15 protein-coding genes are annotated in these 23,837 nt (G+C 54.5%); 11 read left to right on the forward strand and 4 right to left on the reverse strand.

Annotated features, from left to right (window positions below):
- Nucleotides 1-83 precede the first annotated feature (83 nt).
- Nucleotides 84-3,053, forward strand: coding sequence for a GH36-type glycosyl hydrolase domain-containing protein (locus MKX63_RS12410; protein ID WP_341017390.1), 2,970 nt, complete (start codon nt 84-86; stop codon nt 3,051-3,053).
- Nucleotides 3,054-3,062: 9 nt separating this feature from the next.
- Here the strand turns inward: MKX63_RS12410 and MKX63_RS12415 are convergent, their stop codons facing one another.
- A complete protein-coding gene (locus MKX63_RS12415; protein WP_341017392.1) occupies nt 3,063-4,670 on the reverse strand; it encodes a response regulator in 1,608 nt (535 codons plus the stop codon).
- Nucleotides 4,648-6,396 (reverse strand): sensor histidine kinase, encoded by a 1,749-nt coding sequence (locus tag MKX63_RS12420; RefSeq protein ID WP_341017394.1) that lies wholly within the window; start codon nt 6,394-6,396, stop codon nt 4,648-4,650. The genes MKX63_RS12415 and MKX63_RS12420 overlap by 23 nt, the downstream gene beginning before the upstream one ends.
- Before the next feature lie 84 nt (nt 6,397-6,480).
- Between MKX63_RS12420 and MKX63_RS12425 the strand changes: the two genes are divergently transcribed.
- On the forward strand, nt 6,481-8,061 hold the full coding sequence (locus MKX63_RS12425; protein ID WP_341017395.1) for an extracellular solute-binding protein: 1,581 nt from the start codon (nt 6,481-6,483) through the stop codon (nt 8,059-8,061).
- A 273-nt stretch (nt 8,062-8,334) separates the two neighbouring features.
- Here MKX63_RS12425 and bglS read toward each other — a convergent pair whose 3' ends face one another.
- Nucleotides 8,335-9,024 (reverse strand): beta-glucanase, encoded by a 690-nt coding sequence (gene bglS / locus MKX63_RS12430; protein WP_036732455.1) that lies wholly within the window; start codon nt 9,022-9,024, stop codon nt 8,335-8,337.
- Nucleotides 9,025-9,253: 229 nt separating this feature from the next.
- Here bglS and MKX63_RS12435 point away from each other — a divergent pair, with 229 nt between their 5' ends.
- Nucleotides 9,254-10,321, forward strand: coding sequence for an AI-2E family transporter (locus MKX63_RS12435; RefSeq protein ID WP_341017397.1), 1,068 nt, complete (start codon nt 9,254-9,256; stop codon nt 10,319-10,321).
- 1,476 nt (nt 10,322-11,797) lie between these two features.
- Nucleotides 11,798-14,227: a leucine--tRNA ligase gene (gene leuS / locus MKX63_RS12440; RefSeq protein WP_341017398.1), complete on the forward strand. Its 2,430-nt coding sequence runs from the start codon at nt 11,798-11,800 to the stop codon at nt 14,225-14,227.
- Between the two features lie 138 nt (nt 14,228-14,365).
- On the opposite strand, the gene comER is transcribed toward leuS, so the two are convergent.
- On the reverse strand, nt 14,366-15,217 hold the full coding sequence (gene comER / locus MKX63_RS12445; RefSeq protein ID WP_341017399.1) for a late competence protein ComER: 852 nt from the start codon (nt 15,215-15,217) through the stop codon (nt 14,366-14,368).
- A 138-nt stretch (nt 15,218-15,355) separates the two neighbouring features.
- On the opposite strand from comER, the gene MKX63_RS12450 reads away from it, so the two are divergent.
- The 7 genes from MKX63_RS12450 (at nt 15,356) to MKX63_RS12480 (ending at nt 23,828) form a co-directional block, all read left to right on the forward strand.
- Nucleotides 15,356-16,180 carry a ComEA family DNA-binding protein gene (locus MKX63_RS12450; RefSeq protein WP_341017400.1) on the forward strand — a complete coding sequence of 275 codons (825 nt, stop codon included), beginning with the start codon at nt 15,356-15,358 and terminating at the stop codon, nt 16,178-16,180.
- Between the two features lie 406 nt (nt 16,181-16,586).
- On the forward strand, nt 16,587-17,105 hold the full coding sequence (locus MKX63_RS12455) for a deoxycytidylate deaminase (protein ID WP_341017401.1): 519 nt from the start codon (nt 16,587-16,589) through the stop codon (nt 17,103-17,105).
- A gap of 153 nt (nt 17,106-17,258) precedes the next feature.
- Nucleotides 17,259-19,979 carry a ComEC/Rec2 family competence protein gene (locus tag MKX63_RS12460; RefSeq protein WP_341017403.1) on the forward strand — a complete coding sequence of 907 codons (2,721 nt, stop codon included), beginning with the start codon at nt 17,259-17,261 and terminating at the stop codon, nt 19,977-19,979.
- Between the two features lie 449 nt (nt 19,980-20,428).
- A complete protein-coding gene (locus MKX63_RS12465) occupies nt 20,429-21,379 on the forward strand; it encodes a sensor histidine kinase (protein ID WP_341017404.1) in 951 nt (316 codons plus the stop codon).
- Nucleotides 21,351-22,064 carry a response regulator transcription factor gene (locus MKX63_RS12470; protein WP_341017405.1) on the forward strand — a complete coding sequence of 238 codons (714 nt, stop codon included), beginning with the start codon at nt 21,351-21,353 and terminating at the stop codon, nt 22,062-22,064. Before MKX63_RS12465 ends, MKX63_RS12470 begins: the two co-directional genes overlap by 29 nt.
- 80 nt (nt 22,065-22,144) lie before the next feature.
- Entirely contained in the window at nt 22,145-23,071 is a 927-nt protein-coding gene (locus MKX63_RS12475; protein WP_341017406.1) for an ABC transporter ATP-binding protein, read from the forward strand.
- Nucleotides 23,064-23,828: an ABC transporter permease gene (locus MKX63_RS12480; protein WP_341017407.1), complete on the forward strand. Its 765-nt coding sequence runs from the start codon at nt 23,064-23,066 to the stop codon at nt 23,826-23,828. The genes MKX63_RS12475 and MKX63_RS12480 overlap by 8 nt, the downstream gene beginning before the upstream one ends.
- Nucleotides 23,829-23,837: the final 9 nt, after the last annotated feature.

Consider the following 23,837-nt stretch of genomic DNA (forward strand, 5'->3'; position numbering starts at 1 on the left):
TCCCCAATTCTGCAGCCCAATGCGTATACATAACAGGGAATGAATATCGTTCAACAGAAAACAGGAAAAGAGGAGAATCATTCATGATGCTGAAATTCAATACCGCAAGAGCGGCGGCTGCTTCGCCTGAGGATATCCTGAGACAGGCATTCGCAGACCGGATAGACCAGGGCGGCCGGCTAAGCGCCGTCTTCACGGATTCCCAGTGCACCGGAGCTGTTGGTGTAGCGGGCCTTCCGCTCCGGCTGCCTGCCATTCAGGAACTGCTGAAGCTCCCGGAAGTGGCAGCGCTGCTGCCGAAGGAAGCTGGCACATCCGCACTGTTCACCATGAATGATACTGGTACGGCACTATCCCTGCTTATCCGCCATGCGGGAAGACAGGAGCAGGCAATAGCTATACCGGAGGCGGCTGCAAGCGCGGCGCTGGTACAGCTTCAGGCTGCGCCGGGCTGGGCTGGTGCCCTTAACGCTGAAGGCGAGCATGTCATTGACCTGCGATCCCCCGTTCCGGGCCCGCACTTCGCGGTCAATCTGCTGCTGGGCAACCGTCTGGAGTTCCCTCATCCGCTCCAGACTACACCGAAGAGCGTGGTCGACCGCCTTGGCGGGGGCAGCTTCCGTTCCCATGCAGCTACCCAGGTGCTGGCGACCCGCTGGGATATGCGCCAGGAGGAGAACGGCTTCCCGGCCAACCGTCAATTCTATCTGTTCGAGGACGGGAAGCAGATCTTCTATTCCGCTGATCCGGGCGGAGAAGGCATTGAATCAGCGGTCTGCCGCCATTCACAGAATGTAACCATCATCACGTACCGCCTGTCCGGCGGACTTGAGATTACACGCACGATCTTCATTCTGCCGCATGCTGAAGGTCTGCCGCTGGCGACCGAGATGCAGCGGGTTACGATTACGAACCATGGAGAGAGCAGCCGCCAGCTTCGTCTGGTGTATACGGGCATGTTCGGCTCGGCAGCCCCGGGCGCTCTGTTCGAGGATGTGCTGTATAGCAATGTTATTATGCAAGGCGGCGTATTGCAGGACGCTGATGGTGCCGTGGCTGCAATCAGCCCTGACTACTACCCGGAAGGCGGGCGCCATGATCTTCGCTTCCACACGATGATTATCCACGGGGAAGACGGACCGGTGCTGCCGCGCGAATATTGCGTCAGCTACAATGAGTTCGTCGGCACCGGCTCGCTTCACCGCCCATCCGGTGCGCTGAAGCTGAGCAGCATTCTGCACCGCAAGGGCCCGGGCTTCTTTGCGGTAGCGGGGGAGATTCAGGTTGCTGCCGGAGCCTCTGCAGCGGTTGACCAGCTGACAGGCCTTGTCTCCGACAAGAGCGGTGCTACCTGGAGCGATACAGTACTGGAGGAAGAAGTAGGTGCATTGATCGCCCGCTTCACAAGCCGCAGCGCGGCTGAAGAAGCCTTGGTGCAATCCCTGAAGTTCGTGCGGAATTACTCCAGGTTCCTGCAGGTATCCTCCGGGGACGCGGATTTCGACCAGTTCGTGAACCGCAACCTGCCTTTTCAGGTGCTCTACCAGAGCTTTGTCTCCCGCTCCTTCTGTCAGACCCAGAAGGGCTACCGGGAGATCGGCTTCCGTGAAATTCAGGATATGTATGCCTCGATGTATTATTTCGTCGGGATGGGCCGGGGCGGCCTCGTCAAGAGCCTGCTGAAAGAGTGGACCAGCATGGTATTTGAGCTGGGGTATGCGTATCACAATTTCTTCTGGGTGGGCAAAGAACCTGGCAAATGGTCCGATGATGCATTATGGCTGATCCAGGCTGTCTACCGTTATGTCATGCTGACCGGAGATACGGAGTTCCTGGATGAGTCTTGTCCGGTAGCAGGCACGGATACCGAACGCCCTGTATTCGAGACCCTGAAGGCGATTATTGTCTATTCCGGGCAGATCTCGATCGGACGCCACGGCCTGCCGCTGCTCGACTTCGCAGACTGGAACGACTGTCTGAAGCTCGATGACACTTATCTGAACGGCCCGGCCAAGGAAGCACTCTACCGGAAGCAGCTGGAGGCCGGCGGTGTCTTCGGGGATTCGCTGGAGAGTGATTATTCCGAGAGCGTCATGAACGCCTTCCTGCTGAAGGTGGCGGTCGATGAATTGTCCGCCCTGGCCGCCCGCAAAGGCGAGCAGGCATATGCAGACGAGCTGACGGGCTTCGGAGCCAAGCTGCGCGAACGCATCCAGGAGCATGCCTGGAAGGGAGATTTCTTCGCCCGTGTGCTGTTCAACCGTTATCCGAACGGAGAATATACGTATCTCGGCGCTGCCGGGGACGGGATGTCCTCCGATCCGGCGAAGGACGGCTCGTACTTTCTGAATTCGTTCAGCTGGAGCATTCTGGCTGGCTGTGCGGATGAAGAACAGATTGCGGTAATGCTGGACACAATGAAGGCACATCTGATGACGCCTTACGGCATGAAGCTGGTCTCTCCGGTGGCGCTGGGCCGGGTATCCACGCACACGGCATCGGATGAATACTTCCCGGGTGACCGTGAGAACGGCGGCGTATTCAAGCATGCCTGCATGATGGCTGCTGCGGCTATGTTCAAGGGAGCCAAGGAAGTATCCAGCCCGGATCTGGCTGCTGAGCTCTGCCGCCTGGGTTACTGGCTGCTGGACCGGATTATGCCGTTCAAGACGATGGATGATCCCTTTGCCGTCTGCGGGAATCCGCGGTTCTGTACCCAATACAACAACAGCGAGACTGGTGAGAACATCGGTCCGATGCTTAGCGGCACCTCGACCTGGCTCACCCTCTCGCTGATGGAAGCGCTGGGTATTGAATATACGGAGCAGGGCATAGCACTGAGTCCGGTGCTGCGGGAAGAGCAGATGGAGCTTACCTATACCTTGAAGCTGGGCAGCTCCTCCTACCGGATTCAGGTCCGCAAGCCGGAGGGCTTCCACCGTATGCAGGACGGGGCAGCCCGCCTGACGCTGGACGGCCGGGTACTGGAGAACGGCTTGGTACCGGCCGTAGATGATGGCTTCGCCCATGAGGTAGAGCTTATCTTCGCGTAACTGACGGAATTACAGCGCCCGGTCACGGTACTCATGCGGGGTCATCCCCGCATATTCCTTGAAGAGCTTGATGAAATAATGGGCATTGGAGTACCCGAGCTCCGAGGAAACTTCATAAATTTTGAGCGGCGTATGGATTAGCAGATACGCCGCTTTTTCCATCTTTACCTGACTGATGTAGTCGCTGATCCGCTTGCCGGTCTCCAGCTTGTACATTTTGGAGAGATAGACCGGATGCATCTGGACATGGTCGGCGATGGCCTGTAGCGAGACATAGTGCAGATTGCGGTTGATATACTCATGAACCTTGCTGATCAGCACGGTCCGGCTGTTCCGCCGTTCGGAATCTGTATGCTCTCTCAGCAGAAGGATAACCTCCATGGCCCACTCCCGCAGCTTGTCCGGTGTCTGAAAGGGAGCCTGCTCCAGCAGCGGATTGCCGACAATCTCGCTCAGCAGCTTGTTATTCTTATGAGCGAAGTAATAGAAGGCGGTCTCCAGGTGCAGACGTGCTTCCTGAATATGCTCCAGTGAACGCTCCGGACTATGGGCCAGCTCCGAGACGATAGCGTTCAGCTTGTCTTCAATACCCTGCCAGTTGTTCGCTTCGAACATGTGGAACAGCAGCGGAGGCTCATACAGCGGCTGGAGAATCTCCACCGGCTGGGAGCTGCTGTTATCTGTGGTATCGAGATAGATGCCGGTCTCGCTGCCGATATGCTGGCGAATCGCGGAGATGGCAGATTGATAGAGAGTGTAGACCTGATCCGGGAAGTCGCCCCAGCCGGTGGTCACCACGGACAGGCCGCCTCCCATCAGGGTGTTGACATGATTCTGCAGCTGATAGGCAGCCTGGGCCACCTCATTTCCAGGATTGCCGCCGAGTTCCGAATCCTCCCTGGGCTGCAGCAGGAATACGAGATAATCATGCACATCCTTGCAGGACCAGATCAGGAACCGGTCCTGGAACAGCTCCTGAGCGATGTTAATGATCGCATATTCGAACAGCAGCATGCTGTGCATATCCTGGCGCCGGAAGAATTCCTCGGGACGGACGACGGCCAGACAGACCGGCAGTCCGGCCCTGAGCGGCAGGTCGAACTGGTCCAGCCGCTCCTGGAGCTGCGGCCCGGGCAGCTTCCTTCCCTGCAGCAGCTCCCCGAGCAGGCGGTCCCGCAGAATCGGCAGATGCTCGCGGAAGGTCTGCATCGTCCGCTGGTGGGAGGACCAGGCCTCCCAGTCACTGCGCAGCTTCTCCTGCAGCTTACCGATAACGGCGATCAGCTGATCGTTCGCTATCGGCTTTAGCAGATAGGCGCTGGCCTGCTCTTCAATAGCCTTGCGGGCATATTCAAACTCCGCATAGCCGGTCAGCATCACCACCCGGATATGCTTCCAGCGCTTGCGGATGGCGGCAATCAGCTCGGTGCCGGACAGCTCCGGCATATTGATATCTGTGACTACAATATCGATAGGATAACGCTGGAGCAGCTCCAGCGCTTCATACCCGGAATAAGCTTTGTGGACCTGTCCGAAGCCCATCTCTGCCCAGGGAATTGAAATGGACAGATCATCGACCACATAAGGTTCATCGTCAACCAATAGAATTTGGTGCATCAGGTTCCTCTTTCTTCTCCATACGGAGAGTTGTTATTAGACCGCCTTCAGGTGAAGGGGAAATTATCAGGCCGGATGCCTCGCCGTAATGTAATTTGAGACGCTGCTGGACATTCCATAGCCCGCAGCCTCCATCCTCACGCGTGGTTTCGTTGATACGCACCTGAAGTGCTGCAATAGCTTCCTCTGTCATACCGGCACCGTTGTCCTCTACGGTAATGAGAATGGCTTCCCGGGTATGGCGGCCGGTGATCCGGATGGAGCCGGGGCCGATTTTTCGCTCAATGCCATGAATGATACTGTTCTCTACCAGAGGCTGAATCAGCAGCCGCGGAATGTGCAGGTCCAGCAGCCCGCTCTCCATATCGACCTCGTAGCGTATACGCTGCTTCCGCAGGTTCTGGATCTTCAGGTAAGTCTCCAGCAGCTTCAGCTCATCCTGAAGGGTGGTGAGGGAATGATCAACCCTGGTAATATAGCGGTAATATTCGCCCAGACTGAGTGCCATGGCCTCGACAGACTCTGTATCTCCTATAGCGGCCTTGCTCTTGATGAAGAACAGGCAATTGTACAGGAAATGCGGATTGATCTGTGATTGAAGCTGCTTCAGATGGGCATCCTTGGCCCGGAGCTGCTCCAGATAGACCTGCTCGATCAGTGACTGAATCTTCTCGGCCATGTCATTGAATTCTTCATTAAGCAGCGTGAACTCCGGATTGGTCCGGGTATGGATACGTGTAGACCAGCGGCCTTCCTTCATCCGGTTCAGTGAACGCAGCAGCAGGCTCACCGGACGCTGCACTTGGCGGTAGAGCTGCAAGGAGAATAGCAGGCTCATCACCAGCAGGATGGCCGAGCCTGTCAGAAAGGAAGAGCGGCTGCTGCGGATTGGCTCAAGAATCTCCTTCAGCGGTGAATAATGCACGACGTGCCAGTCGATGGCCGAGGAGGGCACCGAGCTGACCAGGAAGCTGCCCTGCGTAAGGTCGAAGATGTCGGAGGTACTCTTCCCGGCTGTGATATTCAGTGCCGCAGTGACCTGCTCCGCCATCTGCCGGTCCGAACTCCGCGAGAGGATGACCCCGAATGACGGATGGTACAAGAAGGTGTCCCCCGTGTTCCGCGACTGGTAGGCATCGAACATCCGTTCAATATTGGAGACCGGCAGATACATGGACATCAGCAGCTGCGCCTCGCGCGGCCGGCTTGCTGCCTGGGCGGGGTCCGACAGGAGCAGCCGGAAGCCTGCCTCCGCGCCGGCCCTGTCCGCCGAGATATACTCCCAGCCTGCCGGAAGCGGTTTGTGCAGGACTGAGACATCGAAGGACAGCGAGGAATCCGAGCCCAAGGTCTCTCCGCTGAAGGGCTTGTACAAGACAATCCGGTTCTCCCACGTACTGGAGCTGGTCTGGAGGGACAGCTTCTCGAGCACCGTCATAATCGTCTGGGCGGGATCAATAAGATGGCCCAGCTGCGTAATCTGCTCATAATCGCGGATGGTGGGATCTCTTTGCAGCGCATACATGCTGCCCGCGAGCTGGTTGATGTTGTTATCCATCTGCTGGGTCAGGAATTCCAGATGATTAAGGTCGGTGATTTTGATCTGACTGGTAATGACTCCGACATCCTTACGGTAGGACATTCCGTAGAACAAGAGTGTGGCAGCAATCAGCGAGAGCAGGATTGCCACCATTTTAAGGAACAGGTTGGGACGAAATGCCACCATAAAGATCATCCTTTTCAAGACATTTGCTGTAATATGGAGAAGTGTATCATAAGAATATGAACTCTACGAAAAGAAGGTGGTTTCATGAAAGTCCGTTCCCCGCTGTTGCTGCTGCTCCTGATCCTGTCAGGCTGCTCCTGGCACAGCACCGAATATAGTCAGCCGCCGTCTTCACCGCAGAGTACAACCCCTCACTTCGATGTTAAGGACGGCAAATATGATCCTCCGGTAGACCTGTATACGGTCGGCTCCGTGAACCCCAATCTCAATTTCATCAAAGGGGAGAGCCTGGAGCACAACGTACATACAGCCTGGGCCGAGAAGCGGCTTGGCATCCGTATCCGTTATCTATGGACAATCTCCGGCACCTCAGAGACCTACGCCAACAAGCTGAGGCTGGAGCTGGCCAAAGGCAATATGCCCGACATCGTAACGACCAGAGATGCCGATATTATCCAGGAGCTGATTGATTCAGGGCAATTCATGGAAGTAGGCGACCTGTTCGAACAGCATGCGTCCGAGGTGTGGAAGAAGGCTGTTGCCGAGGATGCTTCGGCATGGGACCCCTTCGTGCGCGGCGCGCACAGGTACGCTATTCCCATTATGGATTATGAATATAACTCCGATCCGCTGCTCTGGGTCCGCCAGGATTGGCTAGACAAGCTTCATCTGAAAGCACCAAAGACCCTGGATGAGCTGGAGCAGGTCATGGATGCCTTCGTCAACCGGGACCCGGACGGCAACGGGATCAAGGATACCTACGGTCTGTCGGCCGGATTCCGCAACGGCCCCAGTACCTGGATGGGAGACAGCAGCTGGGTGTTCGGCGCCTATGGAACGGTTCCTGAGCAGTGGAACCGCCGGAGTGACGGCACCCTGGAGTACGGCTCCGTCCAGCCCGAGGCAAGGAAGGCTGTCCAGCTCATGAAGCAATGGGTACAGCGCGGTTATTTGAGCGCTGACAGTGCCTGGCTGGATGAAGAGGGAGCGGCGAACCAGTTCATCTCCGGCAAGGCGGGTATCATTGCCGGACCCTACTGGATGGGTGGCTGGCCCCTGTCCTCCTTGGCCAAGAGTGACGCCAAGGCGCGTGTCCGGGCAATTGCCATCCCTTCAGGACCGGGCGGCCTCACCATGAGAAGAGGGACCCTGCCTGTTAACGGTGCCATTCTGATCAATAAGAAGATGAAGCACCCTGAGATCTTTTTTACGTATCAGAATTATTTGTTCGATTCATATGCTACCTCGACTGGTGAATTCGCTCATGGTCTTGCAGAGGGCTATGACTTTACCATGGCGGGCGGCCAGCCGAGCGCACAGTCTCCGGCGCTGCCGCTGGGCGGCATCCGCGTAGCCTCGTACACGCTAACCTTCGACGGGGCCCGGATTCCCTCCAGCGTCATCCGGGAGATCCCGAAGGACATTGCTCCTGTGCTGCTGGGCCAGAAGGAGGCTTCCCGCAAGGAGCAGTTCACGGGACCGCCGACAGCGACGATGCAGCGCGACGGCGAGCTGCTGAAGAAGCTGGAGCAGAAAAGCTTCATCAAAATCATCTTCGCGGACAGCCCGCTTGAAGAATTCGACGAATTCGTGCACAAGTGGAACACCTACGGCGGGCTTACTGAAACCCTGGAGGTCAATGCCTGGGACCGCAGCAGCCGCTAGTTGCCGCAGGGACAAGAAACCGCCTCAATAAAAGGCGGTTTCTTGTCGTAGATACACATGGGGCTCCTGCTAACGTACCAGGCGGCCCCAATAATTCTGTTCCCCCTGTGCTGCATTCTTCTATATATCGTACAGAAGGGCGGCTGCAGCCGCCATAACAATGTGGCGATTGGAATAACAAATATTGAAGATAATCCGCTATGATCCGCATTGACAAAAGGACCCCGGCGGATGCCGCTTGCGCATCGCCGGGGTCCATCACCTGCCTGCAAGTTAGTTGCCTGTGAATTTCAGCCAATCGTAATAGGCGTATAGCGGGTTCGCCCCGTTATAGGAACCGAGCCAGGAATCTACTCCCGTTCCGTTCCAGAGGTTCATCATGATTTTACCGGGCCGGGAGGGGATGTTGCTGGTGGCCGTATGCTTCAAGACCCCGTCTACATACCATTTAATATAACCCGGCTGCCAGTCGAAGGCGTACGTGTGGTAGCTCTGGGAAGCATCAAAGCCAAGATTGACAATCTTCTCATGGCCGCCAACGCCATTGGTGTAATAGTTGAACTGGACCTTGGTGGTGTCCTTGCCGAGGAACTCAATATCGATCTCATCCCAAGGCGTCCCGTCTGAAGGCCCGGTGTAGGTGAAGAAGGAGGAGACGATCCCGCTGTTCTTGGCCGGCTTCATGCTGACCTCATATTTGCCGTAGCCGTACTTGTAGACAGAGCGGTATTCCGCGCCGTCAAATTTATTATTGCTGGGACTGGTCAGGGCCAGACGAAGCTGTCCGCCGCTGGTGAATGAGATGTTATTCGCACGCCAGGTACAGTTGAACATGGAGCCATTCGAGTATCCGTCTGCTTTTTGCCAGGTTGCGGGGTTGAAGTAAGTCAGAGGCTCATCAAAGACGGTGGCCGCCGAAACGGACGGAGCTCCTGTCAGCAGACCGGCAAGCAGCAGGGTCATTCCTGCACCGAATAACTTGTGTAGCTTTCTCCTCATATACAATACCCTCCTCAATAATGTAAGCGTTTTACATTATGATTGTAGCGAACCTTGAACCCCGGCACTATACCAACCTGCGAACTAAAATAACAAAAAACCAATTTTTTGCAGAGCAGAGTATTTCATTCCCCTCCCACACATACTAATAGGGCATGATGGTTAAGGGCTGTACACGTTCAGGAGGGAGATTATGGAGGAGTGGTTCCGCAGTAAATGGCTCCGCTGGATGACCGGCGTGCTGCTCTCACTGATTATTCTATATTTCGTCTGGCTGCTCCGTCCGATGCTGAATGGGGTATTCCTGTTTCTAAAAGCGATCCTGGCCCCGTTCCTGGCCGCCATGATTATCTCCTATGTACTGAATCCGGTGGTCACTATGCTCTCCAGAAGAAAAATGCCGCGCAGCGTAGCTGTCTTGCTGATCTATGCGGTGTTCCTGACCTCGCTTGCGGTGATTCTGATCAACCTGATCCCGATGTTCATTGAACAGCTGGAAGAGCTGAATGAGCATCTCCCGGAGATGACGCTGCACGCGCAGGGGCTGATGAAGGGCATGAATTCCAGACTGATTCCGCCCGGGGTGGAGACGGGAATGAATAACTGGTTCTATCAGCTGGAGAACCGCCTGGCCGAAGGCATCTCCCACTTCCTTAATAATATCGCTTCGACCATTGGCGTGCTGTTCAACGCATTCATTGTGCCTTTTCTCGTGTTCTATATTCTGAAGGACTTCGAGGTGTTCGAACGGATGGTGGTATCCTGTCTGCCCCGTTCGCGCCGCAAGTCGATTGTGATGCTGTTAAAAGACATTGATGAAGCGCTCGGCAACTATATCCGCGGGCAGTTTCTCGTCTGTATCATCATCGGCGTGCTCGCTTATATCGGATACGCAATTATCGGCATGCCTTATGCGCTGCTGTTCGCCTGTGTGGTCGCGGTGTTCAACATTATTCCGTATATGGGTCCGTTTCTGGGGGCGGCTCCGGCTATTGTAATGGCTTCGACCTTGTCATGGCGGCTTGTCCTGCTGGTGGCGGTGGTGAATACCCTGTGCCAAATGCTGGAGAGCAACGTGATCTCTCCTCAGGTTGTAGGCCGGAAGCTGCATCTGCACCCGCTGTTGATCATCTTCGCGCTGCTGGTCGGGGGGGAGACCGCCGGAATGATCGGATTGATTCTGGCCGTGCCCTTCTTCGCCGCCGCCAAGGTGGTCATTCAGCATATCATCGGCTATTACATCCGCAGAAGGCCGGCGTAGAAGCGGCAGCCGATCCCGCCACCGCTTCAGTTATATGGGCAATGGCGGCTTCTTCGCCGTGACTTCATGTGAAAGGATTGACTGTAGATGTATCTTTTGGTTATAATGTGGTGAATATTACGATAAGAAGAGTTATCATAGCAGTGCGATGAAGAGGAGTATTAATTCGTGAGACCGTTATTGCAGAGAGCCGGCACCTAAGGTGCGAGCCGGTTAACGGGCCGCAGTGAACTCACCTCCGAGTAATGGCGCAAGCCGCAGGTTCCTTATAGGGGGCATGCGAGTGAACCGCCGTCGGCTTACCCCCGATACAGGGTGTCAAAGTGAGTGCCGGGCAAAGAATGTCCGCGCTAACTAGGGTGGTACCACGGGAATTCAAACCTCTCGTCCCTAGCGATTATACGCTAGGGATGGGAGGTTTTTTTGCTGTAATAGGAAACTATAGTTTCCTGTTGCTGTGAAAAAGGTGTGTGTGAATTTGTGAATAAGAGTTCTTGGAAGGTTTCGTATAATGACTATGTTGCTGAATGTGACTGAAGTTCTGGTTAAAACCGAATACAATCGGCTGGTATAGCGGCATACGGCCAGAATGTATGTGAAAAACAGCATACATTGTGCTCGAAATGAGGCATATGGACCAAATGTATGTGGAAAACAGCATACATTGTGCTCGAAAGCAGGCGCATGGCCTGAATGTATGTGGAAAACAGCATACATTGTGCTCGAAAGCAGGCGCATGGCCTGAATGTATGTGGAAAACAGCATACATTGTGCTCGAAAGCAGGCGCATGGCCTGAATGTATGTGGAAAACAGCATACATTGTGCTCGAAAGCAGGGACGCGGCTTGAATGTATGTGAAAAACAGCATACATTGTCTTCGCGCAAAGGTATACTTATTCATCTGTTCGGATGATTTTGTCCCCGTTAGCCCGGCGAATCATGGGCGGCTCTTGGGCTTTGCTGTTCCGCCGGGTGAACAGATGATGTTAACCTAAGTTACAGAGAAACGGAACGGAAAGAAATTTTGGAGCTGGAGAAATCTTCGCCTTTATTCTCGGATTTCTACCGCTATATGATTGAACAAATATATGATTGAACAAAAAAATTAAGTTAAAGGAAAAGTGGCGGAGGGGAATTTTGGAACTGGAGGAGCGGCAGCGACCGCCTTAAAGCTTTCCGTAGGAAAGCTCACTTCGGAAGCATCAGCTGTCTACGGATTTCAACCGTTATAACGGTAACAAATCATGAAATCTGTAGACAACAGCAGCCGGAAGTCCAAAACTTCTCTGGAGTCACGGTAATTCCAAAACATAAAAACATTAGTTCAATCTATATAGAAGCGGATCAAATCAAGAAATCAGAGAATAACAGCGACCGGAGGCCCAAAACTTTCTTGTAGTGGAGACTAATCTCTTAACTTTTTAAGACAGTAGCAGTACCACCTAATACAGCAACACTCCAAGGAGGAGCACAAGATGAGCGACAATATTGGATACCGCGCCCAGACCATCGAGCCGAAATGGCAGAAATTCTGGGACGAGAACAAGACCTTTAAGACCAGTGAAGAAGCAGGCAAGCCGAAGTTCTACGCCCTGGATATGTTCCCGTATCCTTCCGGCGCAGGGCTGCACGTAGGCCACCCGGAAGGGTATACCGCCACCGACATCGTGTCCCGCTTCAAGCGGATGCGCGGCTACAACGTGCTGCACCCGATGGGCTGGGATGCCTTCGGACTTCCGGCTGAGCAGTATGCCATGGATACCGGCCAGCATCCGCGTGACATTACCTTCAAGAACATTGATAACTTCCGCCGCCAGATCAAGTCGCTGGGCTTCTCCTACGACTGGGACCGCGAGATCAGCACGACCGATCCGGGGTACTACAAGTGGACGCAGTGGATTTTCATCCAGCTCTATAACCGTGGACTCGCTTATGTAGCCGAAGTATCGGTGAACTGGTGCGAGGCGCTGGGAACCGTTCTGGCGAATGAAGAAGTCATCGACGGCAAAAGCGAGCGCGGAGGCCATCCCGTCGTCCGCAGACCGATGCGCCAGTGGATTCTGAAGATTACCGAATACGCCGACCGCCTGCTGGAGGATCTGGAGGAGCTGGACTGGGAAGAGAGCATCAAGGATATGCAGCGCAACTGGATCGGCAAATCGACCGGCGCTGAGGTGACCTTTGCCATTGAGGGGCATGAGGCTGTGCTTGAAGTGTTCACTACCCGTCCTGATACCCTGTTCGGAGCAAGCTATTGCGTACTCGCACCCGAGCATAAGCTGGTGGATGCTATTACCACGCAGGAGCAGAAGGCCGCCGTTGCCGAATACCGCGATAAGGCTTCCCGCAAGAGCGATCTGGAACGCACGGATCTGGCGAAGGAGAAAAGCGGTGTGTTCACTGGCGCGTATGCGATTAATCCGGTGAACGGTGCACAGGTGCCAATCTGGATTGCCGACTACGTGCTGGCCGGCTACGGAACCGGAGCGATTATGGCCGTTCCGGGCCATGATGCCCGCGACTGGGAATTCGCCAAGCAGTTCGGCCTGAACATTATCGAAGTGGTGCAGGGCGGCAATATCGAAGAAGAAGCTTACTCCGGCGACGGTCCGCATGTCAATTCGGGATTCCTCGACGGCCTGTCCAATACAGAAGCGATGGCTCAGATGATCGCCTGGCTGGAAGAGAAGGGCAGCGGCAAGGGCAAAGTGACCTACCGCCTGCGCGACTGGCTGTTCAGCCGCCAGCGTTACTGGGGCGAGCCGATTCCGATTCTGCACCTGGAGGACGGCACGATGAAGACCGTGCCTGTGGATCAGCTGCCGCTGGTTCTGCCGGATGTGGATGCGATCAAGCCATCGGGCACCGGTGAATCCCCGCTGGCGAATGTGACCGAGTGGGTGGAGACGGTTGATCCCGAGACCGGCATGAAGGCCCGCCGCGAGACCAACACTATGCCTCAGTGGGCCGGCAGCTGCTGGTACTACCTGCGTTATATCGATCCGCACAATGATCAAGAGCTGTGTTCACCGGAGAAGCAGAAGGAATGGCTGCCGGTTGACCTGTACATCGGCGGAGCCGAGCATGCGGTGCTTCACCTGCTGTATGCCCGCTTCTGGCATAAGGTACTCTATGATATCGGCGTAGTCGATACCAAGGAGCCGTTCCACAAGCTGGTCAACCAGGGAATGATCCTGGGGAACAACAACGAGAAGATGAGTAAATCGCGCGGCAATGTCATTAACCCTGATGAGATCGTGGAAGCTTATGGGGCAGATACCCTGCGCGTTTATGAGATGTTCATGGGGCCGCTGGAGGCCACCAAGCCTTGGAATGAGAAGGGCGTTGAAGGCATTCACCGCTTCCTCTCCCGCGTATGGCGCCTGTTCGTGAATGAAGACGGCAGCCTCAGCGCGAAGATTACAGAGGGCGGCGGCACGGATGGATTCAAACGCACCTGGCATAAGACGCTGAAGAAGGTCACTGAGGATTTCGAGCTGCTGCGCTTCAATACGGCGATCAGCCAGCTGATGATTTTCATCAATGATGCTTATAAGCAGGAGAGTCTGTCCAAGGAAGCTGCTGAACATTTCGTGCAGATGCTGTCCCCGCTGGCACCGCATATTGCCGAAGAGCTGTGGGAGCTGCTGGGCCATGAAGGAAGCATCAGCTATGTTGCCTGGCCGTCTTATGATGAAGCCTTGACCGTAGATGCTGAGGTTGAGATCGTGGTGCAGGTGAATGGTAAAATCGTCCAGCGCGCACTGATTCCGGCGGATATGGGCCAACAGGAGATGCAGGACCACGCTCTGGCCCTGCCGAATGTGAAAGCGGCCGTCGAAGGCAAAACCGTACGCAAAATCATTGCCGTTCCCGGCAAGCTGGTAAATATCGTAGTGGGTTAAGCGAAGAACGCAATTCTGCCCGCAGCAACGGAGGGTTCCGTGCTGCGGGCTTTCTTGGTTTCGGGCACTTTCTGCGGAGGTGTAAGGGACTGCTGATTGCTATATGGAGGAAATAGCCTTCATAATGGATACATTTTGCTAGCGGTCGAGCCGGCTCTGGGCGATGCTGCCGAGTCCGAACAGCTCGTCGAGCTTTTCCACATCCTCATCGTACTTGTCATGTGTGGTGGTAATCAGGCGTTCAAATACCCCCTCCAGACTGGTCTGCAAGTGATTGAGGGCTTGCGCGGTAATACCCCCGCGGACGGCAACCCGTTCCTGCAGCTCCTGCGGGGTGAACGAGCCTTCGGTCAGCAGCTTACCCGTACCCAGCAGCATCTCACCCGCCAGCCGGGTGACCAGGGCTTCGTCGATGCCGGTTGCTTCAATAGCCGCTTCAATCCACCGCTCCAGGAAATAGCTCAGAAAGGCCGGACCGCAGCTGGAGAAATCTGAGGCAATCCGCGTATGACCTTCTGGAATTTCCTCAGGAACTCCAATGCAGGAGAATAACTGGAGCAGCAGCAGCCTGTCTTTTTTATTTAATCGGCTTCCGAAAATGCATAGCGAACTCCCGCCTCTGACGGAATGGGTGATGCTGGGAATGATTTTGGCGACCTTGGAGGGCAGGACCGATTCCAGATGGTAGAGCTGCACAGGGCTTGTAATAGATACAACGATCTGGTCGCTGCGCAGATAAGGGGCGACCTCATCGGTTACCCGTTTGAACTGCAAAGGCTTGACGCACAGGAACACGAGGTCGCTCTCTGAGGCGGCTTCAATGTTGCCGGAGCATATCGTAATTCCGGGATGAAGCTTCTTCAGCTCCATCAGCCTGCCCGGGCTGCGGTTGCTGGCCATCACATCACATGGATCAAGGGCTCCCGACCGAAGGAAGGTGTCGATCAGCAGACTTCCCATGCTGCCTGTTCCGATAAATCCCACTTTCATCCTGTGGTACCTCCTTTCTTATGCTGCTGGCTTACAGGAATACTCTTCGTTAAGTGTATGCAGGCCGGACTTGGACCAATGACAGGTTTTAACCGGATTTTTGAATAAAATTCCAGTTTGATGAGGGAGGACAACCTGATGGATAGAAGAATGATCATCTGCGCCATCACCGCAGCGCTGCTGGGTGGCGGTCTGGTGTGGGCCGCAGACCACAGAGCACAGGATGCCGGCATCGCCGGATGGTCGACGCTGAACGCCGGAATGGCGCAGGCGCTGGGAGTGGCGGACGAAGGGGGGGCTGGCAGTGAGGCCGGCAGGGCTGATGGCGGGAGTGTGGCAGATGGGAAGGTGGTAGGTGCAGGTGCTGTGGATAGTAGTGGAGGGGCAAGTGGCGAGGTAGCTGATGGCGGTAAAGCGGGGAATGGAGTGGCAGGTAGCGAGGTAGCTGGTGGCGGTAAGGCGGGGAATGGAGTGGCAGGTAGCGAGGTAGTTGGTGACGGTAAGGCGGGAAATGGGGCGGTAGGCGGGAGTGTGGCAGGTGGGGCGGGTAGTGGAGTAACTGGCAATGCGGCCGCGGGTGGTGTAACAGTGGATACAGGAGCTGGCGGGAGTGTGACTGGCAATGGAGCTGCAGGAGGGAATGATGCAAGCGCGGCGGGTAGCGGAGTTGTTGATGGTGTGGTCACCGGTGGAGGAACACCTAGCAATGGAGCGGCCACTGCAACAGCGGGAGCCGGAGCCGCTGGTACTGCAGCCCCGGCAGCGTCTGACGGCAGGATTAATGTGAACACCGCCGATGCCAAAGCCCTTATGGACCTGCCAGGCATTGGAGAGAAGAAGGCGCAGGCGATTATCGACTACCGCAACAGTAAAGGTGCCTTCCGCAGCGCGAACGAGCTGGGCAAGGTGAAGGGCATCGGCCCCAAGCTGCTGGAGAAGCTGAAGCCGCTGGTGGCCTTTTAAGACCGCCATTCTGATTGATTGTCCAATAACAACCTTCTTCAGGGGCATAGTAAGTTTCAACTGCACTTTGTACATTAGATTAGCCCACAATTCGCCTGAAAACGGAATCTGCTGCACTTTGTACATTAGAATTTTACTAAACAGGGTCTTTGGAGACTAAATGCGAGAATCAATTGTACAAAGTGCAGCAGAACGTTACTTAAGAGCTGAGAATGCAATTTCTATTGTACGAAGTGCAATCACACCGTTCTATGGATGAGCAATGCGATGCCGAAATAGGCGGGACGGGCTATCAAGCGGGAAAAAGGCGAAATGTGTGCTGTTACAGGCTATCAATATCCTAGTGAAAACGCAGCCAGGTATGCTACAATAATGAACAACTATTTAGAGAAAGTGGAGATTGCTGATGACTGTGGCTTACCGCAAGAACTGGGATACATACTTCATGGATATTGCCTGCATGGTCTCCACCCGTTCGCGCTGTCCCCGCCGCCATGTCGGTGCGGTGCTGGTGCAGGGGAAGAAGCTGCTGGGTACGGCCTATAACGGTGCACCGATGGGCGTTCCTGACTGCTCGGAAGCAGGCTGTATGGTCTCTGAGCAATACGAGCGTGAACTGGTTGACGGTGTAGAGACAATGGTTAAAAAGCAGCGCTGCATCCGCACAATCCATGCCGAGCAGAATCTGCTGCTGTTCACCGACCGGAGCGACCGGGAAGGCAGTACGGTGTACGTGACGGATGAGCCGTGCTGGACCTGTGCCAATATGCTTGCTAACAGCGGGATCGTGGAGATCGTCTACCTGCGTCCTTACAAGAAAGACATGGAGAAGGTGCAGGCGATGCTCTCCTCCAAAGGAATCGTGTTCCGCCAATTGGAGAACTACGAGCCGCCTAAGGAAACAATGATTTCGATATCTGAGTAACGGCGTACAACGGCAGGATTCAATGTTAGTTCGAGTGAACAAGATCCCGCTAGAATATGGACTGGCCCCAGGGGAAGAACCTCTGTACACGCATGTAGTATGCGTATGCAGAGGTTCTTTGGCGTCTAGAGCTAATAGGAAGGAGAGATAATCATGAACAGAAGGCCGTTATTAAGCTTCACGGTTTGCTGGGTGGCGGGAAGTGCCGCAGGTTGTCTGTTTTCTGGCCGCAGTCTGCTGTTCTGCCTCGCCGTTATGCTGTTGCTGCCTGTAGTCTGGGCGGTGAGCGGCGGCATACGCTGGAGGGCGGCAGCGGTGTTGGTTATGGGATTGATTGTGTCGGCCCTATACTGGGAATATAGTGAGATCCGAAATGTGAGTCTGTTGCCTGAGGTGCTGGGGCAATCGGTGAGCGAACTGAATGAGGCTTATATAACAGCCGCAGGCGTTATTGCTTCTCCGGTGGAGCGGGACGGGGATAGGGTTGATTTTGTCGTGAAGCTGTCCGGGATCAGGCTGCATCAGCAAGGAAAACAGTCTGCCGCAGAAGTGGAGGAAGGCGAGACGGCAGCGGGAGCGGTGCGGAGTGACCCTGAAGGTGAATGTGTAATCGTACAGCTCAAGCTCCAGGAGGAGAGTGAAATTGCGGTGGCTGCGCAGTGGCAGCGGGGAGACCGGGTGGTCATCGAGGGGGAATTAATCCAGCCCCAGATAGCGCGCAACTTCGGCGGATTCGACTACCGTGCCTATCTGCTCACCCAAAAGATTCACTGGCTGCTAAAAGGAACGGGAACAGCCAGTGTAACCGTTAACCCTCAAGTCTCGTGGGAGCCGTCCACGATTCAGCGCTGGAATGATAAGGCAAGATCTGTGCTCGGTGCAAAAATGAGCCGCTTATTTCAGGAGCCTCATGCGGGTTATATGAAGGGTCTTGTCATCGGCATCCAAAAGGAACTGGACCCGGAGACCTTCAGACAGTTCTCGCAGCTCGGGCTCACCCATATCCTGGCCATTTCGGGGATGCATGTGGCGGTGTACGTCGGAGTGATCCTGGTTCTGCTGCGCCGCTGCCGCTTGACCAGAGAAACCGCACTGACGGTGACCCTGCTGCTGGTTCCTGTCTATGTGCTGCTGTCCGGGGCCGGACCGTCTGTGATCCGCGCCGGGATCATGAGCATGATTGCCCTGCTGGCGGCAAGGCTGGGCATGCTCAAGGATGGACTGAATATTCTGGCCGCATCCGCTCTGATGATGCTGGTCTGGAATCCTTATCTGCTGCTTAGTGTCAGCTTTCAGCTGTCTTTTCTGGTGACGGCCGGACTCATGGTGTATACACCGCTCGCTGCGCCGCTATTCAGGCGGTTACCGGGCTGGCTGGGCAGCAGCCTCTCGGTAACGATTATTGCTCAACTGGTCTCGTTTCCGCTGACAATCTATTATTTCAACCAATTCTCGCTGTTATCCGTTGCGGCCAATCTGCTCTTGGTTCCCTTCATCACCTTCCTGGTGCTGCCACTGGGAACACTGGCGCTGCTCCTGGGGAGGGTCTGGAATGCAGCTGCACTCCTGACTGCGCAGCTTGCGGAAATACTGAATAATATCACTTTTGCGGCAGTAGAGTGGGTGAACGGGTTCACCTCCGGGGTGTTGATCTGGGCTTCGCCGTCAATCCTGTGGATCTGCCTCTACTACTGCCTGTTATATGGTTTGTTACACATGTTGAAACGGAGGACTGAGGCCAAGCTTGTTCCCCAGTTCATGGACGATGAGACCCGCCCGCTGGCTGAGCTGGAGAGGCCGGAACTGCCAGGTAACATCCGTGGCAGAGCTGAACGCAATGACGTTCTGAACTCTGCGGGGGCTGCGAACAGTGGAAGAGCCGCGCGGGCCTTCCAAACCTATCCGCCGACTGGAGCTACGCGCTGGAGCAATTCCGCAGCGATACTGTGCGCTGTAGGCCTGACCATTCTGCTCTACAAAGGCTATAACGCCGAGGTTATACGCGATGGCTCCGGTTCCATCAGCTACCTGGATATAGGGCAAGGAGACAGCAGCCTGATTACTACACCGGGCGGAGCCCATATCCTGGTGGACGGCGGCGGGACCGTGAGCTTTGGCAACCGGGAGGAATGGCGTATCCGCCGCAGCCCGTTCGAGGTCGGGGCAAAAACGCTGCTGCCGCTCCTGAAGCAGCGGGGTATCCACCGGCTGGATGCGGTTATCCTGACACATGGCGATCAGGATCATGCCGGAGGATTGCAGGCGGTGCTGGAAGGTATGCCGGTATCGGCGCTGCTGTTCAACGGAACATTAGCAGATACTGAGCCCTACACCAAGCTGATGACGACTGCGCTGGACGCGGGTGTCCGGCTGTATCCCGTACAGCAGGGCATGACGCTGGCCCCGGACGAGGCCACGCGGCTGAACTTCCTCTGGCCGGAGCTTCCAGCGGATGGACAGACCCTGCCGGAGGAAGTGGAGGACCAGAACCACGAATCGGTGGTGTTCCGGCTGGAAATGAACGGCCGGAGCTTTCTTTTCACAGGAGATATGGATGAGGCGGCAGAGGAAGCGATCCTGCGGTCCGCAAGTCAATCCGGGATTAAGCAAGTCAGCCCCATTGACGTCCTCAAGGTCGCCCACCACGGCAGCAAAACCGCCACCAGCGCAGACTGGCTCGCCTTCTGGAAGCCCAGTGCTGCTGTAATCTCAGCCGGCGTGAATAACCTGTACGGACATCCGCATGGGACCGTGCTGGAGCGTTTGGCCGTTACCGAAGCAAGCGTCTACCGGACGGATCAGCAGGGGGAGATTCAGTTGAGAGTCCGTAGCGAAGGGATAGCAGTGAGATACAGACTGGGAGACAAGGAGTAAAATTAAATTCTTGAAAATACGTAGTAAACTAAATCAACAAAAAGAAGACTTATTGATGAAAAACTATTTGTTATCGTAGTACACTTGTATTAAACCGAAAAGAAAATAGAAAATAGAAAAAAAGTAAATTGTTTTGGATGGAGGGCGAATAAATGATTAAATTCCTTAATTCTAAGCCGTTTCTAATCTCAGCATCACTATTTAGTATATTGTTCATTGGTAACATAGTTGCTATTGGGTCATCCACAAATGAAATAATTCTAGCCATATTCAAATCTATTATATCTGGAATTGTTTGTGGAATTGTGGTCGGCGGGATTATCTACCTTATTCAAAAAAGAAATGAAAGAAGCTAAAATAATATTTCTTGTTTTAACGGCCTAACAGAATTCATTGTTCTGTTATGGTCGTTTTTTGTCATTCTCTGTAATCGTATATAATAAAACCATATGAGAGGAGTTGATCGTATCCTTATTGTTCTGGCAGGACTCCTGCTGCTGCTGATTACTCAGACCATCTACCTGCTGAATTATCGGAGACAGGTCAAGCAGATCAGCAGCCAGCTCTCTTTTATCATGGAGCACGATTCCCGTAAGCGGATAGTTACCCAACTGAAGCCGAAGGAGATCGGCAGACTGGTACAGGATTGCAACAACCTGTTAAGCCGACAGAGCGCGATGGGGGAACAGTTTAGCCGGAAGAATCAGGAGATGAATCTGGCGGTCACCAGCCTGTCACATGATATAAGGACCCCGCTCACTTCCCTGGACGGGTATCTGCAATTGGCGCTGCGGACGGAGGCGGAGCAGGAGAAGGAACGGTACGTGCGGCTGGCCCAGTCGAGAATACAGCAGATTATCAAGCTGGTAGATGAGCTGTTCCTCTATACCAAGCTGCAGAATCCCGAATACAGTCTGGAGCTGCAGCCAGTGGACGTTATGGAGGTGCTGAAGCGGAACCTGTTCACCTTCATTGATGATTTCACCCGGTCAGGGGAAGAGCCGGAGCTGCGGCTGCCGGAGCATTCTCCCCGGGTAATGGGGGAACTCCATGCGCTGGAACGAATTTTTACCAATATCATCGGCAACTATTTCATTCACGGCGAAGGCACGTTGGCCATAGAGGTTGAAGACAGGCAGGACGTGCTGGGTATACGCTTCACGAACCGGCTTAAGGCAGGCAGCAGAGTGGATACGGAGAAGATCTTTACCCGCTTTTACAAAGAAGATCCGTCGCGTACCCGGCATTCCTCAGGTCTGGGGCTCTCGATTGTGAAGGCGCTGATGGAGAAAATGAACGGTCATGCAGAGGCCGGGTGTACGGCGGATACTTTCAGCATACGGATCGGATTCTCAAAAAGGGGGGAGGAGCATGGCCATGAGCACCCATCTCAAGGATAACGGGCAGCGCAGGAGCATTCTCATCGTTGAGGATGACGAGCATATTAACGCAATTCTGCACGACGGGCTTACCGCCGCAGGGTATCAGTGCACCCAGTCCTATTCAGGCAGTGAGGGGATGTTGAATCTGGCAGAGCGTGAATACCACTTGATTGTCCTGGACCTGATGCTGCCCGGATTGTCCGGGGAGGCATTCATGCAACGCTTGCGCGGGGAGCTGAAGTCCCGGATTCCGGTAATTGTCCTCTCGGCCAAGGATCAACTGGGGGATAAGCTGGATCTGTTCACGCTGGGCGCAGATGATTATGTGACCAAGCCGTTTGAGCTGGAGGAGCTGATTGCCCGCATCCATGTTCATATCCAGCGGTCGGCTGCCGGTGAGCCGGTGAAGGAGTTCAGGCATAAAAATCTGGTGCTGGACTGCACATCCTACAGTGTCAGGATTCATGGCAGCGTGCTTGCTCTGACCCGTCAGGAATACCGGATTGTCGAGCTGCTGGTCAGGAACCCTACCCGCGTGTTCACGAAGCAGGATCTCTATGAGCTGGCCTGGGAGGAGATCTATCTGGGCGAGGACAAGACGATAACGGTACATGTCAGCAATATCCGCAATAAAATCAAAGCGCACGACAGCCAAGCCTATATCGATACGGTCTGGGGCATCGGCTTCCGGCTGAGTCCATGATGAACTTTGAACTTTCTTAACCTTTTGTTGGCGAACAATTAGTCTTCATCCTGTTAACTTAGGGTAAGGAGGTGGCAGACATGACTGATTGCATTATTGAACTATGCGGACTGACCAAGCTGTACCCATCGAAAGCGGCCGTGCGCAATGCCAATCTCAAAATCTACAGAGGAGAGATTGTCGGCATCATCGGGAAGAACGGGGCGGGTAAATCTACCCTGCTCAAAATGATCAGCGGGCACGTGTATCCGACCTCGGGAGAGCTGCATTTCTTCAACCGTGCGGCGGCGGGGGAACAGTCTTTTTTTGAGCGGATGGGGGTATTGATTGAGCAGCCCGGATTATACCCGAACGTCTCAGCCTATGAGAACCTGAAGCTGCTGGCCATCGCATATGGTCTAAGTGACAGGGGTACCACGATAGAGAAGTTACTGCGGCTCGTAGGACTGGACCCTAAGAATACCGCCAAAGTTAAAAGCTATTCGATGGGCATGAAGCAGCGGCTGGGCATCGCGGTGGCTCTGCTTGGGAGTCCCGATGTACTGATTCTGGATGAGCCGATTAACGGGCTTGATCCGCAGGGGATTGTAGAGATTAGGGAGCTCATCCTGGAGCTGAACGCCGGGGGGCTGACGATTCTGATCGCAAGCCATATTCTGGAGGAGCTCTCCAAAATCGCCACCAAGTACGCCATCATTCATCAGGGAGAATTCGCCGAGGTGATCTCCAAGGAAGAATTGCAGCAGCGCTGTGAGGAACGGATTGAACTGGAGGTAGAGGAAGCCCGCGAGGTCCTTCCGGTGCTGGAGCGTGAACTGAAGATTACACAATATAAAGTGGTGGACAGCCGCACCGTGTACGTATACGACGAGCATATCCACATTCGGCAGATTGTCCAGGTACTGGCGCAGCATGGGGTAATGGTGGATTCCATTTCAAGACACAAGCAGAGTCTGGAGCAATATTTCCTGGAGCGCACGGAAAGTGCAGGTGGACGCCATGATTAATCTGTTTAAAATGGACCTGTACCGCTTCACACGGAACAAGATTATGTACCTGCTGCTGCTCTTGTTCTGTGCCTTCCAGATCTTTGGTATTTATATGATGAAGCAATACGCGCAGCCAGTGGAGGAAGGCGGAGTTCAGATCGGAAATTTAACAGAGATAGGCTTCATCCAGTATACGATCTCACAGCCGCCTTCCTGGATGCTGATCTATATTGCGGTGTTCACGATCTATTTCTATATGAGCGAATGGAATTCCGGCTTCCATAAGAATTATGTTTCTATGAGGCAGGCAAGAATCCACTCCGTCCTCTCCAAAATGGCGATTCTCGCCCTGTTTATTGCCATGCTGTTCCTGACCCTGCTAATTGCAGACGGAATCGGCAGAAGGCTGTTTATGGGACAGACGGATATGGGAGATCTAGGCACGCTCATTACTCTGCTGGCTGGCCAATTCCTGCTGCATTGGGCGTTCTCACTGCTTGTTCTCTGCATTGCCATGATGACCAGGAACCTGCTTATCAGCTTGAGTGCCGGCCTCGTGCTGGCCCTGAATGTGATCGGGATGGTACTGGGTGCGCTAGAGACTCTGCTTACAAGCACTCATCTAACGAAATATCTGCTGATCAATACGCTCGTACGGGTCAAGGATCTGGGCAGTACAGCAGACCTGATTCATACGTTTGGAGTAGCTATTACGGCGATTCTATTCTTAAGCTATCTTGCTGTCCGCTATAAAATGCGGGAGGATCTGAACTAGCGTCACTCT

This window comes from Paenibacillus sp. FSL R7-0179 (genome assembly GCF_038002265.1).
In the GTDB taxonomy this organism is placed as follows: Bacteria; Bacillota; Bacilli; order Paenibacillales; family Paenibacillaceae; genus Paenibacillus_AQ.

Excerpts from the sequence above, each read along its gene's own strand:
- MKX63_RS12455 (WP_341017401.1), top strand. The coding sequence starts at position 16,587 with ATGACTGTGGCTTACCGCAAGAACTGGGATACATACTTCATGGATATT.
- MKX63_RS12410 (WP_341017390.1), top strand. The coding sequence starts at position 84 with ATGATGCTGAAATTCAATACCGCAAGAGCGGCGGCTGCTTCGCCTGAG.
- bglS (WP_036732455.1), bottom strand. The coding sequence starts at position 9,024 with ATGACCCTGCTGCTTGCCGGTCTGCTGACAGGAGCTCCGTCCGTTTCG.
- MKX63_RS12415 (WP_341017392.1), bottom strand. The coding sequence starts at position 4,670 with ATGCACCAAATTCTATTGGTTGACGATGAACCTTATGTGGTCGATGAT.
- MKX63_RS12480 (WP_341017407.1), top strand. The coding sequence starts at position 23,064 with ATGATTAATCTGTTTAAAATGGACCTGTACCGCTTCACACGGAACAAG.
- MKX63_RS12450 (WP_341017400.1), top strand. The coding sequence starts at position 15,356 with ATGGATAGAAGAATGATCATCTGCGCCATCACCGCAGCGCTGCTGGGT.
- MKX63_RS12475 (WP_341017406.1), top strand. The coding sequence starts at position 22,145 with ATGACTGATTGCATTATTGAACTATGCGGACTGACCAAGCTGTACCCA.
- MKX63_RS12460 (WP_341017403.1), top strand. The coding sequence starts at position 17,259 with ATGAACAGAAGGCCGTTATTAAGCTTCACGGTTTGCTGGGTGGCGGGA.
- MKX63_RS12465 (WP_341017404.1), top strand. The coding sequence starts at position 20,429 with ATGAGAGGAGTTGATCGTATCCTTATTGTTCTGGCAGGACTCCTGCTG.
- MKX63_RS12425 (WP_341017395.1), top strand. The coding sequence starts at position 6,481 with ATGAAAGTCCGTTCCCCGCTGTTGCTGCTGCTCCTGATCCTGTCAGGC.
- comER (WP_341017399.1), bottom strand. The coding sequence starts at position 15,217 with ATGAAAGTGGGATTTATCGGAACAGGCAGCATGGGAAGTCTGCTGATC.
- MKX63_RS12435 (WP_341017397.1), top strand. The coding sequence starts at position 9,254 with ATGGAGGAGTGGTTCCGCAGTAAATGGCTCCGCTGGATGACCGGCGTG.
- leuS (WP_341017398.1), top strand. The coding sequence starts at position 11,798 with ATGAGCGACAATATTGGATACCGCGCCCAGACCATCGAGCCGAAATGG.
- MKX63_RS12420 (WP_341017394.1), bottom strand. The coding sequence starts at position 6,396 with ATGGTGGCATTTCGTCCCAACCTGTTCCTTAAAATGGTGGCAATCCTG.
- MKX63_RS12470 (WP_341017405.1), top strand. The coding sequence starts at position 21,351 with ATGGCCATGAGCACCCATCTCAAGGATAACGGGCAGCGCAGGAGCATT.